The 14,380-nt window shown below is 64.4% G+C and carries 22 protein-coding genes; all 22 read right to left on the minus strand.

Annotated elements, in window-relative coordinates; genetic code table 11:
• Position 1: 1 nt before the first annotated feature.
• The gene (gene gp17 / locus SMAL_RS12700) at positions 2-364 is read right to left on the minus strand and encodes a tail completion protein gp17 (protein ID WP_012511477.1); all 363 of its coding nucleotides are present in this window, start codon (positions 362-364) and stop codon (positions 2-4) included.
• On the minus strand, positions 361-864 hold the full coding sequence (locus SMAL_RS12705; RefSeq protein ID WP_012511478.1) for an HK97-gp10 family putative phage morphogenesis protein: 504 nt from the start codon (positions 862-864) through the stop codon (positions 361-363). The genes gp17 and SMAL_RS12705 overlap by 4 nt, the downstream gene beginning before the upstream one ends.
• Complete coding sequence (locus tag SMAL_RS12710) at positions 857-1,192, minus strand: phage head closure protein (protein WP_012511479.1); 336 nt, start codon at positions 1,190-1,192, stop codon at positions 857-859. The genes SMAL_RS12705 and SMAL_RS12710 overlap by 8 nt, the downstream gene beginning before the upstream one ends.
• On the minus strand, positions 1,189-1,668 hold the full coding sequence (locus tag SMAL_RS12715) for a head-tail connector protein (RefSeq protein WP_012511480.1): 480 nt from the start codon (positions 1,666-1,668) through the stop codon (positions 1,189-1,191). The genes SMAL_RS12710 and SMAL_RS12715 overlap by 4 nt, the downstream gene beginning before the upstream one ends.
• A gap of 1 nt (position 1,669) precedes the next feature.
• Positions 1,670-2,140, minus strand: coding sequence for a hypothetical protein (locus SMAL_RS12720; protein WP_012511481.1), 471 nt, complete (start codon positions 2,138-2,140; stop codon positions 1,670-1,672).
• 61 nt (positions 2,141-2,201) lie between these two features.
• Positions 2,202-3,452, minus strand: a complete 1,251-nt coding sequence (locus SMAL_RS12725) for a phage major capsid protein (RefSeq protein ID WP_012511482.1) — start codon at positions 3,450-3,452, stop codon at positions 2,202-2,204.
• Between the two features lie 11 nt (positions 3,453-3,463).
• The gene (locus SMAL_RS12730) at positions 3,464-4,306 is read right to left on the minus strand and encodes a head maturation protease, ClpP-related (RefSeq protein ID WP_012511483.1); all 843 of its coding nucleotides are present in this window, start codon (positions 4,304-4,306) and stop codon (positions 3,464-3,466) included.
• A complete protein-coding gene (locus SMAL_RS12735) occupies positions 4,284-5,546 on the minus strand; it encodes a phage portal protein (RefSeq protein ID WP_012511484.1) in 1,263 nt (420 codons plus the stop codon). Before SMAL_RS12735 ends, SMAL_RS12730 begins: the two co-directional genes overlap by 23 nt.
• Positions 5,547-5,554: 8 nt before the next feature.
• Positions 5,555-7,345, minus strand: a complete 1,791-nt coding sequence (locus SMAL_RS12740; RefSeq protein ID WP_232273987.1) for a terminase large subunit — start codon at positions 7,343-7,345, stop codon at positions 5,555-5,557.
• Between the two features lie 46 nt (positions 7,346-7,391).
• On the minus strand, positions 7,392-7,769 hold the full coding sequence (locus SMAL_RS12745; RefSeq protein WP_157628470.1) for a hypothetical protein: 378 nt from the start codon (positions 7,767-7,769) through the stop codon (positions 7,392-7,394).
• Positions 7,770-7,920: 151 nt separating this feature from the next.
• Positions 7,921-8,244, minus strand: a complete 324-nt coding sequence (locus SMAL_RS21340; protein ID WP_012511487.1) for an HNH endonuclease — start codon at positions 8,242-8,244, stop codon at positions 7,921-7,923.
• Positions 8,244-8,534: a hypothetical protein gene (locus tag SMAL_RS12755; RefSeq protein WP_012511488.1), complete on the minus strand. Its 291-nt coding sequence runs from the start codon at positions 8,532-8,534 to the stop codon at positions 8,244-8,246. The genes SMAL_RS21340 and SMAL_RS12755 overlap by 1 nt, the downstream gene beginning before the upstream one ends.
• 162 nt (positions 8,535-8,696) lie before the next feature.
• Positions 8,697-9,029, minus strand: coding sequence for a DUF1064 domain-containing protein (locus SMAL_RS12760; protein ID WP_157628471.1), 333 nt, complete (start codon positions 9,027-9,029; stop codon positions 8,697-8,699).
• A 132-nt stretch (positions 9,030-9,161) separates the two neighbouring features.
• On the minus strand, positions 9,162-9,758 hold the full coding sequence (locus SMAL_RS12765) for a hypothetical protein (protein WP_012511490.1): 597 nt from the start codon (positions 9,756-9,758) through the stop codon (positions 9,162-9,164).
• Between the two features lie 156 nt (positions 9,759-9,914).
• Positions 9,915-10,373, minus strand: a complete 459-nt coding sequence (locus SMAL_RS20980) for a lysis system i-spanin subunit Rz (protein WP_041864553.1) — start codon at positions 10,371-10,373, stop codon at positions 9,915-9,917.
• Positions 10,370-10,684, minus strand: a complete 315-nt coding sequence (locus tag SMAL_RS12775) for a hypothetical protein (protein ID WP_012511492.1) — start codon at positions 10,682-10,684, stop codon at positions 10,370-10,372. The genes SMAL_RS20980 and SMAL_RS12775 overlap by 4 nt, the downstream gene beginning before the upstream one ends.
• Positions 10,681-11,169 (minus strand): glycoside hydrolase family 24 protein, encoded by a 489-nt coding sequence (locus SMAL_RS12780; RefSeq protein ID WP_012511493.1) that lies wholly within the window; start codon positions 11,167-11,169, stop codon positions 10,681-10,683. The genes SMAL_RS12775 and SMAL_RS12780 overlap by 4 nt, the downstream gene beginning before the upstream one ends.
• 96 nt (positions 11,170-11,265) lie before the next feature.
• A complete protein-coding gene (locus SMAL_RS12785; RefSeq protein WP_012511494.1) occupies positions 11,266-11,970 on the minus strand; it encodes a M24 family metallopeptidase in 705 nt (234 codons plus the stop codon).
• 70 nt (positions 11,971-12,040) lie between these two features.
• A complete protein-coding gene (locus SMAL_RS21045) occupies positions 12,041-12,244 on the minus strand; it encodes a hypothetical protein (RefSeq protein ID WP_012511495.1) in 204 nt (67 codons plus the stop codon).
• Positions 12,241-12,609 (minus strand): Ref family recombination enhancement nuclease, encoded by a 369-nt coding sequence (locus SMAL_RS12790; RefSeq protein ID WP_012511496.1) that lies wholly within the window; start codon positions 12,607-12,609, stop codon positions 12,241-12,243. Before SMAL_RS12790 ends, SMAL_RS21045 begins: the two co-directional genes overlap by 4 nt.
• A gap of 189 nt (positions 12,610-12,798) precedes the next feature.
• Positions 12,799-13,437 (minus strand): hypothetical protein, encoded by a 639-nt coding sequence (locus SMAL_RS12800; RefSeq protein WP_232273988.1) that lies wholly within the window; start codon positions 13,435-13,437, stop codon positions 12,799-12,801.
• Entirely contained in the window at positions 13,367-14,353 is a 987-nt protein-coding gene (locus SMAL_RS21120) for a helix-turn-helix domain-containing protein (RefSeq protein ID WP_198283142.1), read from the minus strand. Before SMAL_RS21120 ends, SMAL_RS12800 begins: the two co-directional genes overlap by 71 nt.
• Between the last annotated feature and the right edge of the window lie 27 nt (positions 14,354-14,380).

The following is a 14,380-nucleotide window of genomic DNA, read 5'->3' on the forward strand; positions in this document are numbered from 1 at the left end:
ATCAGCGCAGCTGCAACAGCCGCACGTCGAATGAAATGCCTATCGCATCCGTGCCGTCGCTGTCGGGCGTCGGGTTGTACGACTCAACGCTGCCCACGCGTTCGACCACATCGCGGATGGCAACAGCAACCCCGTTCGTCTGGGTCAGGGTATTGCCCCATACGGTCATGCGGACCCGCCAGCCGTCGGCCGGCGGTGCCTCAGACAGCATCGCCATGGGCGAACCGCCGACAACCTCCCACGTCGCGTAGGGCAGCGCCGCGTCCTGCGGTGCAACGCCTGGCCACAGCCTGATGGGATCGCCGAGCACCTGGCGGACGGCCGCTGCGTCCTGCAGCAGGGATTGGATCAGCGGGACCATCATTTCCAGCCACCCTTTTTCAGTTGCCTGTCCAGTGCGGCCCAGGTCTCGTTGATGATCACCTGCGCCGCCTCCGGTCCCTTGGCTTCGCCGGCCGGCGAGAGGAATGGCTCGGCCCTCATCTTCCTGGTGCCGAATTCCTTGAAGCGCCAGTAATAAGCCCAGCCCGCCTCCTCGTAGACCTTCCCGACGCGGCCGCGGCGGCGGTTGCGCTTGGTGTTGGCGTACTTGCGGCGGCGGCCGGTCTTGACGCCTACGGTGAAGTACTCGCCACCTGTGCCCACGCCTGCACGCTGCCGGCCCTTGGCGTTGGCTCTGCGCGTCACGATCTGCGATGCCATGAACCCCGATGCTCTCGGCGCCCGGCGCCTGGCGTCGTCCCGGATGAAGTTGCCACCCTTGCGCATGCCCGCCTGCACCGCCCTTCCCTGGATCGCCTTGGGGGCCTCCCGCAGTGAGCGCAGGAGGCCGTCCAGACCGTCGATCTTTACCTGCTCAGACATTGGTCAACCCCGCCACGGCGATGATCGCCACCTCACTGCGGTCGTTGCTGGGTGCGATGCTTTTGATATCGAAGGCGCGGCCACGGAACACGATCCGCCACTGAGGATCAACGTCACGGGGACGGATATCGAACCGAACCTGCTCCCGGTAGCGATCCGCGCCTGCGGCGACCGCCTCTGTCGTTGCCGCAAGATTGTTGGTGGCCTTGGCCCACACACTCACAACCTCGGCCCACACCGGCTTACCCGGGCCGCCCAGTGGATCGCGCGAATCGGTCTTGTGCTCGAAGCGAATACGGTGCTGCAGATCGCCGTCTAGAAGCGTCATGGCATCATCACCCTTCGGTATGGGCGCAGCAGGCTCTTGGCACCATTGGGTAGCTCTACCGCCTGAGCCCCCACGATCACGTCCGTGCGGTTCGCGTACAGGTGACCGAGCGTCAGCAGGATGGCGGAGAAGATGCTCGCATTCACAACAACGCCGTGGATGCAGGCCTCCGCCTCTGCTGTCGCCTCGCGATGGGTGACAACCGCCAGCCGTATCGCGGCAGTGCGCTCTTCGCCATCCTCAATGAACACAGCGTCTGCAAGCGCCTGGCTTTTTGCAAACGCAGCGGCCTTCATTGCGGCTGGATAGCTACTCCGTGCCAGAGCCAAGGCGTCGGCGTCCTTGTAGATCCGCCGATTAAGGTATGCCTGCGCTGCATCCTGCGCGCCGGCAATGGCGGCCTGCAGCTGTTCTTCGGGGTAATCGGCCTCAACTCGCACATGCGAGCGGGCTTGTGCGAGTGAGACGATGGGCATATCAGTCCTTCTTCCCTTCAGCCAGAGCAGCGGCCAGCTTCTCCGCGCCCCAGCGCTTGTCGAACGGGATACCTGCGGCTTCAAGCTGCGCCATCAAAGCTGGCTTGTCTTCGGCAGCGACCTGGCCCTTGCCGTCCTCGTCGGACAGCTTGTCGACGGTCTCGGCGATCAGCGCCTCGCGTGCGGTGTCCTCGAGCGCGTTCCAGTCCTCCACCGACAGCCCAGAGGCTGCGAGTGCGCGGCCAACCACGTCGCCCAACGACAGGACACTGCCGTCGGAAAGCTCGAAGCTCTCCGGCTGAACACTGGATCCCAGCAGGAACGGGGGCGGTGTGTCTGCCATCAGGCTGAGCGCACCGACAGAGAGTGCGCCGGCCTCCAGCTCGGGCGGGCAGTCATCGCCGGCAACGAACTGGACGGGATAGATCTCGCCTTCCGGAACTCCACGGAAGGGCTTGATGAACTTTGCCATTGCGGCTCCTCGATCACAGGTTGAATGCCGGGCGGCGCGAGGCCGCCCGGCGGGTGGGTGATCAGGCCGAAGCCGCGATCTTGAGGGCGCGCATCGGCTCCGGGTTGTGCACACCGCCACCCACGCGCTTGGTGGTGTAGAACATCACGTAGGGCTTGTTGGTGTACGGGTCGCGCAGCACGCGTACGCCCTTGCGGTCGTACACGGTGTAGGTCTGCTTGAAGTCGCCGAACAGCGCGGCAATGGCGTTTGCTGCCACGTCCGGGATCGCAGCCACGTCCTGCACCGCAAAGCCGGCCAGGGTCGACGGCTGACCCGCCACCAGCGACGGCTGCCACAGGTAGTTGCCCTGGGCATCCTTCAGCTTGCGCACCACACCCTGGGTCTTGCGGTTCAGCGCGAACTTGGCGCCCGCGGTGAATGCCGACGGCAGGTCATAGACCAGGTCCAGAATGCTGTCACCGTTGATGCCGGCCGCCAGCCCGCTGTTCACCACCTTGATCGCACCAAACGGGTGCTTGCCCGCGTTGGCGCCACCGTCCACGTAGGTCAGGATGCCGAACGGCTTGTTGACGCCATTGCCGGAGAAGAACGCATCGCCCTCCTGCTTGGCGAACTCCAGCTCGACCTCGCCGGCCAGCCACGCCTCCAGGTCAATCTCGGCATCGTCCAGCAGCTGCTGGGTCGCTGCCGGGTTGGCGTAGATCTCACCCCAGCCGAAGCTGAGCGGGCGCAGCTTCGCAGTCGCGGTCTCCGGGCGCGGATCCTCTTCGCCCACCCAGCCCGAGGAAGTGCCGCCGGTGTTGTAGAGCTTGGTCAGGCCTGCGCCGGAGCAGGGCTGCACGTTGGCCAACTGCCGCATATCCGACACGATGACCAGGCGATCGGTGATCGAACGATCCCATTCGATCGGCGCCAGATAGCCACCTTCATCGGCAGCACCCTTGTTCAGGGCCGCCTGCACTTCACCCTTTCGGAAGTGGGCGCGGAACGACTCGGTGTACTCGGCGTCGGCGACACCGCTGCCGGCGCTACCACCGCCCATCTGGAACGCGGCCATTTGGGTGTTGGCCTGGTCGACCGCGGCCTGCAGGCGGGTGATGTCGGCATTAATGTTGTCGACCTTCAAGGCCTGCAGTGCATCGGCGCTGCCCTTCTTGATCTCTTCCAGCTGCTTGGTGTGCTCGGCCTTGAAGTCGGCGAATGCCTTGTTCAGCGACTCCACCAGCGCCTTCACGTCGGGCTGGTTTGCGCCTTCGGCGCGCACGGAAACGAGGCCGCGCGGGACGCGGCCGTGGGTCATCTTGGTCATGTGTTGGCCTCTTAGGCTTTGATGTTGTCGAGAAGGCCCTGCAACAGGGCCGAGGTTTCGTTGCCGCCAGCGCTCGGCGTGGCGGACTCGGCAGCGCTCGGCTTGCCGTTGAACAGCGATTTCAGGGTGTCGCGTCGCATGGAGCGAGAGTGGCCGGCCTTGGCCATGGCCGCTTCAACCAGTGCAAGGGCCTTGCGCCCACCTGATGGCTGCTTGGCATCCTTGGTGGCGGCCGCTCCATCGAGCAGACCATCGGCAAAGCCGTCCTCAACTGCCTGAGCGGCACCGATCCAGGTCTCCTCGTCCATCATCCGAGCCGCTTCGGCCTCGGTGACGCCCGAGCGGGCCGCATAGACCTTGGCCATGGCCGTGTCGAAGGGCTCCAGCAGCTTTGCCGCGTCGGCCATGTCGTGTCGATTGCCGATCGCCACCGCCCAAGCGTTGTGGATCATCAGGAACGATCCGTCACCCATCAGGATCTCGTCGCCGGCCATCGCGATCACCGACGCCGCCGACGCCGCCAGCCCCATAACCTGGACGGTCACCCTGCCCTGGTGCTCGCGCAGCAGGTTGTAGATCGCGACACCTTCGAAGAAGTCACCGCCGGGCGAGTTGATGTTCACCACCACGTCCTTGTCGCCAATGGCGCGAAGGGCGGCGCTGATCCGCTTGGCGGTGACGCCGGTTCCCTCCCAGTTTTCGCCGATGGAGTCATAGATCGAGATGCTGTTCGCGTCGTTGCCGGCGGCGCGAACTTCGGGCTCCCAGCGTTCGAGCGCGTCTGGACGCATGTCGAACTGGGCGGCGCCGAGCCGTCGCTCGGCACGGATTTCAGGCAGCTGCCGGAGGCTCATTGCTCTTTCCCTTCTCTGTCATGGGGTTGATCAGGTCGTTGGCCCCGGGCTGATCCGATTCGGGGTAATCCAGCAGGTCGCGGACCTCGTTCTGCGTGTGGAACGGCTTCGTACCGCCCGCACCCAGAGCCGCCTTGAAGAACTCGGCTTGATCCTTGAGCGTGCCGCGCATCAGCGCCCGCACGTTGAACTTCGGCTGGTAGCGCTCCAGGTCCCGCTCATCGATCAGCGATCGCGCGACCGCCTGCTCCCAGTTGGTGAAGTGCTCCAACATCGTGTACTGCAGGAAGAAGATGCCCAGCTGCTCGATGCCGGTGCCCCAGCTGGTATCGCTCAGGAACAGAAGCGGTCGGGGGACGCCGTAGAGCCTGGCCACCTCCTCCACCTGTGCGCTTCGGTTCTCGACGTGCTGGGCCTCTTGGGCGGTGCTGCCGAACTTGTTGGCCTTGGCGTTCTCCTCCAGCAGCATCCAGCGCTGTGCCGCAGCGGCGCCGGCATATTCGGTGTCGAGAGACGTGCGCATGCGCTCGTAGGCCACGTCGCTGAGCGCATTTGGCACCTCAATGGCGCCGCCGGCCATGTTGCCGGTCTCAAAGATCCGGCTTGCTGCCTGTTCCGCATCCAGCGCCAGGCGAATAGCCCGATCTGCCAGCTTCATCCTGGACAGGCTCGTCACGCCGTCCACGGACAGGTCGCGGATGTGCAGCACTTCCTCCTGCTTGAGGATCACCTCGCCGCGCTTCTTGCTGTTGTACCTGTAGATCATCCGCCAGTCGTCGCCAAGCTCAGCTCGAACTGCGAGGGAATCCATCGGGATGAGGTGGATTGGCCGGCCGGCGGACCACACGATCCTCGCGTAACCATCGCCATGCCGCTGCCGGGCCAGCTCCATCTGCCGCTTGAACTCCAACGGCGTCTGCCATGGGTTTGGCTTGATCTTCAGCAGGCGATGCGCGGGATGCTCGGTGGCTATCCGCTTCTTCCCGCCCGACTCAACCAGGTTCAGCGGCAGCATGCCGATGGTCCCGCAGATCAGGGAAAGGCACCGGAGCACTGCCATATTGCGCAACTGGTAGCCACCACCGCCGTGGCCGCCCTGTGATCGGATGAACTCCAGCAGTGCTGGGTCATTCATCCCCGTGAACTGGCCAGCCTCAGCGCGTGCACCTGGTGGCGCCGCCGGTGGTGGATTCCAGAGCCGGTCCAGCGACTTGATATCTTCTTCGTTGAACCTGGACATTGCGTTTCCTATAAGAATCGGATGCCCCGCTGCTCATAGACAGAGGCGGGCGCGACCGATGAATGTGCGGAGCCGAAGGCCATCACCACGGCGACCGCGGCGTCGATCTTGTTGACCGAACGCGCCTTGGACAGCCAGCGGTTTTCCCATTTGTCGCTCTCGATGACGGCCGACATGATTGCGGACACCAGAACAGGGTTTCCGAGCAAGCGGACGCGCCCTTCCAGTAGAGCCTCTTCGAACAACCGGAGTGACCCGGGCATCCAGAGCCCTTCCGGCGGCGGCTTGCCGGCTGCGGCGGCTGCCTTTACTGCCACCTCCGTGGGCTTGCCCTTCTTCAGGCCACCCTGCGGGTGCTCCACGAACGAGACGGAAAGCCCCAGCTCCTTCACTTCCTCTTCGAACTGTCGGAACGCGTACCGGTCGTAAGCCACTTGGACAACTTCGAAGTCCCGGTCGTACTCGGCCACCGTTTGGGCGACGTGCCGGTAGCTGATCGTCTGACCCTTCGGGGCGTGCAAGTGACCCTTGGCAATCCACGTGTTGTAGGGGAGCTTGTCGCGCAGTTCGCGAGCCTTGACCGTATCTCCCGGCGTCCACGCCTCCACCCACGCATCAAACGTTGGCTTGTTGACCAGGGTCTTCTTGCCCTCAACCTCTACCAGGACCTCCTTAGATCCGGTCTCTACCACCGCACCCAGAGCCGTAATGTCGCGGTTCTGCGACAAGTCCAGCCCGAGATGGAGGCGCTTGCCATGGTGCTGCGCCTTGTCGAACGACTGCATCGCAGGCTCGACAATTTCGCGACTCATCCATGCGTGGTCGGCGTCGGTCCACATGCAGAAGTTGAGCCGCAGGATCTCGTTGAGCTTGCTCGGGATCTGCTTGGCCAGGTCAACCCGGCCCTGCAGGTATTCATCCGTGATGGTGATTCCCAACATCGGGTTTGCTTTAACCCAGCAGGCCGGATCCTCGAGCGGCTCGTCGCCATCATCAAGCCCGCACACGAACGAGAACGTCCGGTCATCAATGACTTCGCCGACGAAGGTCGGATCGTTCACAGCCTCGTGGTGGCCAGCAGCCACCTTGACCGCATGCTCATGCTCCGCCCAGGCGACACTGTTCCGGTCGCTTCCCGAGTTGGTGATCATGAACAGCAATGGGGAGCGGCGGAACTTGAAGCCGTTCTCCATCATTTCGATGATCTTGCCGTCCGCCATCTCGTGCACTTCGTCGGCCAGAACGAAGTGCGGCCGGTAGCCCGAGCCAGTCTTGCCAACGTCGCGGGACGCCGGCCGGAAGTAACTCTGCGACTTATGGTGGGCGATGTTGTATTCCTTGCCCTCACCGCCCGAGAACTCCAGCCGCTTCTTCAGCGCCGGCGACGCCTTAACCATCTTGACGGCGTCCCGGAACAAGATGCCCGCTTGGTCCTTGTGCGAGGCCACCGCATACACCTGGGCGCCGGCCTCCTGATCGGCGCACAGCCCTATCAGGGCGATCCCACCGGCCATCGGTGACTTGCCGTTACCCTTGCCTTCCTCGATGTACGCGCGACGGAAGCGCCGGGCGCCGTCCGCCTGCTTCCAACCGAAGAGGCTGCCAATCTTGAACGCCTGGCTGGGGTGCAGCTGGAACGGCTTTCCCTCGAACTGCCCCTCACTCAGGCGCAGCACTTCTTCGAAGAAAGCGATCTTCTTGTCGGCAGCCTCCTGGTCGAAGTACAGGCCGCGCTCGTGAGCGTCCTCCAGGTCTTTCAGGTGGCGCCGGCAGGCGTTGCGCACATGGGGACCGGCCACGATCCGGCCCTCTACCACCGCCAGCGGATACTCACTGGTCCGGCAGCTAGAAGTGCTTGTCGTCCGGGTCTTCGTCCTCTTCGCCGCCATGGTTCACTTTTGTCTCGTCTACCGGCGTTGCGCCGAGCTTGGAAAGCAGAGAGCCCAACGCCTGAAGGGCCGAAACCCCCATGTCGGGGTCGGTCTCCATCCGGGCCGCCAAGATGCAGACCTGGCGCAGCAACAGCCGGTGGCCGGCATGCAGCCACGGCATGTTTCCGACCTGCTCACGCCATACCGCGATCTGCGGTTTGGTCATCCCCTTGTAGGGAGGTCCGACCGCCTTGGCCTTTTTCGGCGTCTTGCGGTCCTTGTGCCGTTTTGGGTTCTTGGCCGCTGCGCCAGAAACTGCCGCTTTTGCGGCTGGTGTCCTTGGATTTGCCATTTTCTGCCCCGGTCGGGGGTCGTCTTTCCAACTGTGGATGCGCGAAGAACAGGGGGCGCACGTATCGCCGGGTGATCGGCCCAAACTTTTGAGCCCCCCCTCCCCTTTTCATTCAGCTTTCTGTGGATAACCCCACGCAGCGGCAGTTGGCCTACTTGATCGGCCAACCGTCGGCGTCGCACCCCACAACCACGTGCTGGGCATTCCCAAAGCCGCCGTCCTCGCGGGCCGTCTTCCGGCTATGGCAGCTGATGCACATCGTCCGCAGGTTCTCCGGGGCGTTGTTGTTGGGGTTACCGTCCACGTGGTCGACGTGGGCTTGGCCTCGTCCGCTGCAGAGAACACCGCAGCCCTGCTCCTGGCATCGGTACAGGTCCCGAACCAGAATGGTCTCTCGCAGCGCGCGCCAGGCTCGACTGTTCGTCGGCAAGGCGCGCTTGGCTTGCCGGTTGCCTGCTAGCCCACGAGCGCTCATCAGTATGGGTTCCCGTCCAGGTCCACTCGCTCGGGCTCGGCACCTTCGTCTTGCACCGGTGCTCCGGCCTCCTCACCCAGCAGCTGCGCCACCGCTTGCACCAGCAGCCCAACGTGCATGGCCAGTTCGGCAATCTGCTTGCCCTGCTGCTCAATGATCCCGACCAGACGGTCGATGCGGCTGTCGGTACTGCCTTCGATGAGCGCCGCCAGGGCAGCGTCAGCACCAGCGCGTGCCGCCTGCTCAGCGGACAGTGCAGCCGCCACTTCCTCAATCCGTGCAGCGTCCATCACCAACCCTCTTCGTTCGCAGTACCAGGCCGCGGCGTATCCACCGCTCGACCCGCTCCCAGTTCGGCTCCAACCCCGTCGCCCGGGCAGTCCACACCACGGCAACCAGATAGCACCGCAGCCACCAGCGCATGCGGACCGACGCAGTCACTGTCGCGTGCATCAGAACTCCTCCACTTCCCAGCCACCGCCGTCGCGCTTACGCCGGACCTTCACCGCGATGAAGCGGAACGGGTACATGGCGGCGGCAATCTTGATCTTGGCCCTGGCATCGTCCTGCCAGTGGCCCTTCACCTCGTGGCACTCCATGACGCCATCGGCGGCCATGACGGCAAAGTCCGGGGTGTAGAACGTGTTGTCCGCCAGGCGCAGCTTCAGCCCTTCGAACCGATGCCACTGGATCTCACCAGCTGACTGCAGCGCGCGCAGCCGCTCGGCGTACGCAGCCTCGGTCTTGTTCATCTCGCCGGTCTTCAGCCGGCCGAGCGCCAGCATTCGATCGACGCCCTCTCGCTTGACCATCAGCGTCCACCTAGTTCGCCTAGTGCTATACCCGTTGCACAACAACCAGGCGCAGCTCGTAGCTGCGCCCAGTCGTTCGGCTACCTTCCTTGGCAGCCGCGCTTCTTAGTTGGCGTTGAACACCAGATTGAAGCGGGCGTCCACGCTCCAGCTACCGCCAGAGTTGGTGGCTCCCAACGAGAACGAGAAGCCGCTGCCACCACCCCAGTTGCTGCCACCGAAGCTGACGGTGAGACCACCGTTCATCGAACCACTGATGCCGGCAGTGATGCCGCCCCCGAAGTTGTAGGTGGCACCGATGCTGTTCTGGTTGAAATCAACCGTGGTGCTGCCGAACTTCAGCTTGCCGCCAATGGCCAGACCGCTGTTGGTGTCATAGACGGTGGTCACATTGGCGTTCTCATTGCCGACCGTGTAACCGACCGAGGCCGAGACGTGCTCGTTGTTGTAGCTCAGGCCAACGTTGGTCATGCCCTCCTTGACCTGCAGGGTCGCCGACCCGGTGCTGACCTTGCCGCCGACCTGGAGGCCGTCGACGTTGCCCTTGTAGTTCACGCCGATGATGTCGGCGCCCCGGAACAACGGATTGCTCTCGATGTACCAGCTGTCATCGGGCACCGGCTCGGTGTCGGTCGGATCCTTCGGGCCCATCGGTCGGATATCCGGCAGGTCACCGATCTTCAGTTCTTCTTCTTTGCTCATGGTCTTTCTCCTTGGTTGGCCCTTTCGGGCGGTCGATTCAAGCCCCGGGCTCCATGCCCGCTCCCGCGCGTGAACAAGCGCGGGGCCCCTGACCTGAAATGCAAAAGGCCGCTTTCGCGGCCCCTAATCTCTGAATCGGCTAGCTCTCTGTTGCCGCTAACGCACGCTGATCACCGCTTGGCAGGCACGGACGTGGTCGTCGGCGTCGCGGCCGATTTGAACAGCAGCTCCCGCAACCTCTGCTCGTAGTTCGGCGTACGCATCACGTTCGACGGCGCCGGCGACGGCTTGGGACAGGAGGCTGGTGCTACAGGTGGCGAGGTCGTCGCGCAGCTGGAGACGACCAGCGCGCAGGTCAGCCACAACAGCAGCAGGGACGGCCTCGGCCGCAGCGCGGTCTTCTTCATGCTTTGCTCCGATGGTGGCCAGGCTGTCGGCTTGGCGGTGTTCGACGGCGCGGGTTTGGTTAACTTGTTCGGCCACGACCACGGCTCCGGCTGCGCGCTGGTTGGCTTCGCTCCCCTCTGCCCGGTCACCTCGCCAAGTCCAGCCGACGCCGAACATGGCTGCGGACCAGAGCGCGAAGGCGGCGACTGCGATGGCTATGCGGTTCACTCCGAACCTCCTGCCTTGATCGTGTCGCTGTCCGGGTCGAACGGCGGCGGCTCCAAACCAGCCGCGCGCATCAGCCCTTCGAGCCGGTAGATGTGGCGGATGAGCCGCAGTTCTCGCCTCTCCATCCGGCCAACCCGCTCGCCCAGCCGGGTCACTTCCTCGCGCATCAACTGGATCACGTTGACCTCGGCCCCTTCCCTGGCTGTCTCTACGAACTGCTTGCGCCACCACAGCGCCACGCCGCCGGCGCCGACCATCAGGCCGCCGACGGCCGTGCCAATGGCCTGCCAGTCCACGTCGACCCCGATCATGGCGCCACCGTCCCGCCGGCCTTTCGGTACACGGCCAACAGGTCGGCAAGCTTGTGTTCGTGCTGACCGTAGCCAGCGCCTGGCAGGCTCGCCCAGATGTTGCGCACCGCCTTGATGGCTTCGGGAATCTTGCCCGCCTGGATCAGCGGCAGCGCGCGGCGCTCCCGGATCTGCTGCAGCGCGATCAAGTCCTGGCTCAGCGGCGAGAAGTCCTTCAGGCCCAGCGTCTTCTTGTAGGCATCGTAGTAGCGGCGCAGCAGCTGGTAGCGGCCGGCTCCCGTGGACTGGATCTTCAGCTTCGGCAGGTCCACCAGCACTCGCGGGTGGTCGCGGTAGCCGTTGAACAGTTGGCCGCCCACGATCACGTCGTAGCCGCGGTCCTTGGTGGACTGCTTGCCGTTGTCCGTACCTTCGGACCACGCCAGCATGTCGAGGAAGGCCACGACGTTCACGCCGCCTGCCTGTTGGGGTGTGATCTGCGCCATAGCGTCTCCGGGCAAGAAAAAGCCCCGGCTGGGCCGGGGCTTGCGATTGGATGGTGGCAAGATTGCCGTCTTTTTCGATGACCTAGGAAGTCATCGCTATGCGGCCTGTGTGAGTGCCTTGCGGAACTGCCTGGCAGCGCGCGCCTCGGATGCACGGAAGTTGAAGAGCATCCACTCATAGACTGGCCGCCAGAAACGGCTGTAGGCGGACCAATCGGCACCGATGGCGGTCGCACGCTTTCGGCCGCTGAGCGGATCGAAGCCACTCCCCCCGCAGCTGTCGCAGTTCACGATTCCCGCAATCGAAGGGTCCAGAAGAACCTTCTTTCCTCCACAGCGGGAACACTCGCACGCCCCGGCCATCTCATTGATCACCGCCCGGGCTAGCACCCCAAGTTGCTCCATCGTGTTGTTCGGCCACGCCGCCGCCCGTGCATCTTCCAGCGCCTGCTCGGCACGTCGCAGTTCCCGTCGCTGCACATCCGTGGTTGTGCCTCCACACCAGCCCATGCTGGCCTTGGCGATCCCGAACTCCGTGCGTGCATCTGTAAGGGCGTGCATCTGGCGGGTGAACTCGGGCGCGACCAAGCCAACCACCGCCTGGCGCAACTGCTCGCGGCGGCGCTGGCCGCTCTCCGGCCACCACAGTGCCTGCAGCAGCTCATGCCCCAGCCCATGCGGAACGTATGCCAATGCAGCGACGATCTCCTGGGTGGACGGGCCACCGGCAGACCCGTCAAAGCTCATTGTTTTTGGGCCAGTCCGGCTGGACAGCAGTTCGCGGGCATTGTTCATTTGCATGCGCCTTCCCCTTGTTGGTTTGCTCGTGCAGCGCGCGATCGCGCCAAGTGGCCTTTGAGGCCGGCAATGTTCATGCCGCGTACTCCCAGCTGGCAGAAATTCGTTGAATTTGACCGCCGCGCGCTTCGAACTGTTCGACGGTCTCGGCTGCTACACGGGTGATGGTGCCTTGCTTCAGTCGCTTAGGCCGCGACACCGTGTTGTGGTCCATGCGCCGCTCTCGGGGAGCAACCTGGGGATTCAACCTTGGCGCCATGGCCTTCGTCTTCTTCATGCTGCCGCCCTCAGTTCGTTGATGTAGGTCTGGTTCGCAATCAGCTCGTCGTCGGAGCCGTACGTCTCGTGGAAGGTCCGCGAGCCGTCCATCAGGCTCGGGCCGTAGATCTGGCGCATCGTCGCGAAGGTGTTCCCCTCCATCGGATGCCGCATGTGGTGCCACTTGCAGAGCGCGTAGCCGCACATGTGCCCGCGCCGCACGTTCCCGCTCTTGGCGTGGTTGTAGTCGCAGCCGTAGACCACCAGCTCCGCTTCCAGCAGCTGCAGCTCCAGTAGCGCCAGGCACGCCATGCACGGGCCGGTCTTCGCCAGCTCGATACGGGTGGCCTCTTCCTTCGTCGGCGGCGGTGCCTTCGACCACATCAGCGTCTCTTCCTCGTAATGCTGCGGCGTGCCGCGCCAAGTTCCTGGTCCCGCTTGTCCCATCCGGACTGCCAGCGGCGTCGCCGCGTCAAACCGTCCTGCCCCATCTCGTACCGCGGTGCCGATTCCCGGCTGCGGCAGGCATCGCGTGCCCAGCGCCCGGCCTGCTCCGCCTGGGCCAGCTCCGCTTCAGTCACCATCGAAGTTCAGCTCGGCCGCTGCCCGCTCCATCGCAGCGCGCGCCGACTCACGGTCACGCACCGGCCGCACGCCGTGCTTCTCCTGCTCGATCGCCAGCACCGGTTCCGGCACCGGCTTGCCATCGACGACGTGCTGTACAGCGCGCGTGTAGGCTTCCTCCAGCATCCGACGCTGCTGCGAGCCGTGGTCAGCGGTGGCGTACACGTGCAGGTCCAGCAGAGAGCGCACCAGCACCGTGAAGCCGCCCTGCGGCCGGCCCGGCGCCATCTCCCGCTCCACCGCCGCCATGACCGGAATGTCCAGGCACATCGTCAGGAACCGCGGCGGGTTCGGCGGCCACTCCCGGCCCTCAGTCAAGCAGCAGGCCATGCCACGCGCGTGCTGTGCCCGGCTGCGGCCCTTCAGCACCTGGAACCACGTGCCAGCCGCGATGGTCAGGCTGCCGTCCTTCTTGAACGGTGCCGCACCATTCTCGCGCTCCCATTTCCCCGGAAACATGGCCGTCATCTGCTTCCAGAACTCCCACAGGTAGGCCGACTGCGCCTCGCTCAGCGGCTCAGTCGACGACGACGAACTCGGCGTCGACGACACCGCCTGGCCCGAACACAGCGCCGCCACCGTGGCCACCGCCTCCGCGTTGGGCGTAGAACTGCTGTTCGAGCTGCTCGGTGCGGTCGGCAGAACCGTGTTGAGGGCTTGCATGGGTTGCTCCTGCAAATTGCTGGGCGACAGGGATCACGGGCAGGGCCAGGCCGGCGGCCATCGTCTGTTTCAAGGATTCGTTGGAGTCGTGGCCGGCGGCGATCAGGTCCAGTAGCTGCTGGCGCACCTGCAGCCAGCCCTGGACCGACAGCGGGCGGCGGATCGCGGCGCGGTGCCGGACAAACCTCGCCAGCTGCTCACGGTCGACGCCGGTCGGCGTGGCGCCGAAACCGGCCAGGTCGCGATCGACCTGCTCAGCGGTCAGCGCCAGCGGATCGGCGTCCCGCTCACACTCGCGGTGTGAGGGTTGCTCTTGGTTGCTTTTGGTTGCTCTTGGTTCGGGTGCAATAGCTGTTGCACCCTTCGAGGGTACTTTTTGCACCCTTTTCGACGATTTTTTGCACCCTTCATGAGGGCTTTTTGCACCCTTCGAGGTCTCCGCAAAGGGTGCAGAATCTGCACCCTTTTGGACGACGGATTGACCTTGTATCGAGACCCCGAGATGTTCCACGGGCGACTCATCAAAGGGTGCAAATTCTGCACCCTTCAACCAAGCCGGATTAATCCGATACTCGCGGGTAACTCCACCTTCGTCGAAACCCCTTCGGCGGCCACCGCGGCCAGAGTTGACCAGCAGCAACCATCCGGCCTGTTCCATGCGCCGCAGCTGGTACTGCACGGAACGCTCAGACTGACGGGTCTTGTGCGCCAGCCTGGCGATCGATGGAAAGATGTGCGTTCCATCATCATGCGCGTGGTCGGCCAATGCCAACGCAAGCAGCAGCTCCCCACCACTCCCCGGATACCTGGAGAACACCAGGCCCGTTACCCGGGCGCTCACATGGCACCCCAGGTGTTCTGCTCAGGG

This window comes from Stenotrophomonas maltophilia R551-3, assembly GCF_000020665.1.
In the GTDB taxonomy this organism is placed as follows: Bacteria; Pseudomonadota; Gammaproteobacteria; order Xanthomonadales; family Xanthomonadaceae; genus Stenotrophomonas; species Stenotrophomonas maltophilia_L.

What these genes read in the sequence shown, in the direction of transcription:
- SMAL_RS12705 (WP_012511478.1), bottom strand. Translation starts at nt 864, where the DNA reads ATGTCTGAGCAGGTAAAGATCGACGGTCTGGACGGCCTCCTGCGCTCA.
- SMAL_RS12745 (WP_157628470.1), bottom strand. Translation starts at nt 7,769, where the DNA reads ATGGCAAATCCAAGGACACCAGCCGCAAAAGCGGCAGTTTCTGGCGCA.
- SMAL_RS12725 (WP_012511482.1), bottom strand. Translation starts at nt 3,452, where the DNA reads ATGACCAAGATGACCCACGGCCGCGTCCCGCGCGGCCTCGTTTCCGTG.
- SMAL_RS12735 (WP_012511484.1), bottom strand. Translation starts at nt 5,546, where the DNA reads ATGTCCAGGTTCAACGAAGAAGATATCAAGTCGCTGGACCGGCTCTGG.
- SMAL_RS12790 (WP_012511496.1), bottom strand. Translation starts at nt 12,609, where the DNA reads ATGTGGTCGAAGGCACCGCCGCCGACGAAGGAAGAGGCCACCCGTATC.
- SMAL_RS12720 (WP_012511481.1), bottom strand. Translation starts at nt 2,140, where the DNA reads ATGGCAAAGTTCATCAAGCCCTTCCGTGGAGTTCCGGAAGGCGAGATC.
- SMAL_RS12780 (WP_012511493.1), bottom strand. Translation starts at nt 11,169, where the DNA reads ATGGCGCAGATCACACCCCAACAGGCAGGCGGCGTGAACGTCGTGGCC.
- SMAL_RS21045 (WP_012511495.1), bottom strand. Translation starts at nt 12,244, where the DNA reads ATGAAGAAGACGAAGGCCATGGCGCCAAGGTTGAATCCCCAGGTTGCT.
- SMAL_RS12760 (WP_157628471.1), bottom strand. Translation starts at nt 9,029, where the DNA reads ATGCTGGCGCTCGGCCGGCTGAAGACCGGCGAGATGAACAAGACCGAG.
- SMAL_RS12755 (WP_012511488.1), bottom strand. Translation starts at nt 8,534, where the DNA reads ATGGACGCTGCACGGATTGAGGAAGTGGCGGCTGCACTGTCCGCTGAG.
- SMAL_RS12710 (WP_012511479.1), bottom strand. Translation starts at nt 1,192, where the DNA reads ATGACGCTTCTAGACGGCGATCTGCAGCACCGTATTCGCTTCGAGCAC.
- SMAL_RS12765 (WP_012511490.1), bottom strand. Translation starts at nt 9,758, where the DNA reads ATGAGCAAAGAAGAAGAACTGAAGATCGGTGACCTGCCGGATATCCGA.
- SMAL_RS12785 (WP_012511494.1), bottom strand. Translation starts at nt 11,970, where the DNA reads ATGCAAATGAACAATGCCCGCGAACTGCTGTCCAGCCGGACTGGCCCA.
- SMAL_RS12775 (WP_012511492.1), bottom strand. Translation starts at nt 10,684, where the DNA reads ATGATCGGGGTCGACGTGGACTGGCAGGCCATTGGCACGGCCGTCGGC.
- SMAL_RS12715 (WP_012511480.1), bottom strand. Translation starts at nt 1,668, where the DNA reads ATGCCCATCGTCTCACTCGCACAAGCCCGCTCGCATGTGCGAGTTGAG.
- SMAL_RS21340 (WP_012511487.1), bottom strand. Translation starts at nt 8,244, where the DNA reads ATGAGCGCTCGTGGGCTAGCAGGCAACCGGCAAGCCAAGCGCGCCTTG.
- SMAL_RS12730 (WP_012511483.1), bottom strand. Translation starts at nt 4,306, where the DNA reads ATGAGCCTCCGGCAGCTGCCTGAAATCCGTGCCGAGCGACGGCTCGGC.
- gp17 (WP_012511477.1), bottom strand. Translation starts at nt 364, where the DNA reads ATGATGGTCCCGCTGATCCAATCCCTGCTGCAGGACGCAGCGGCCGTC.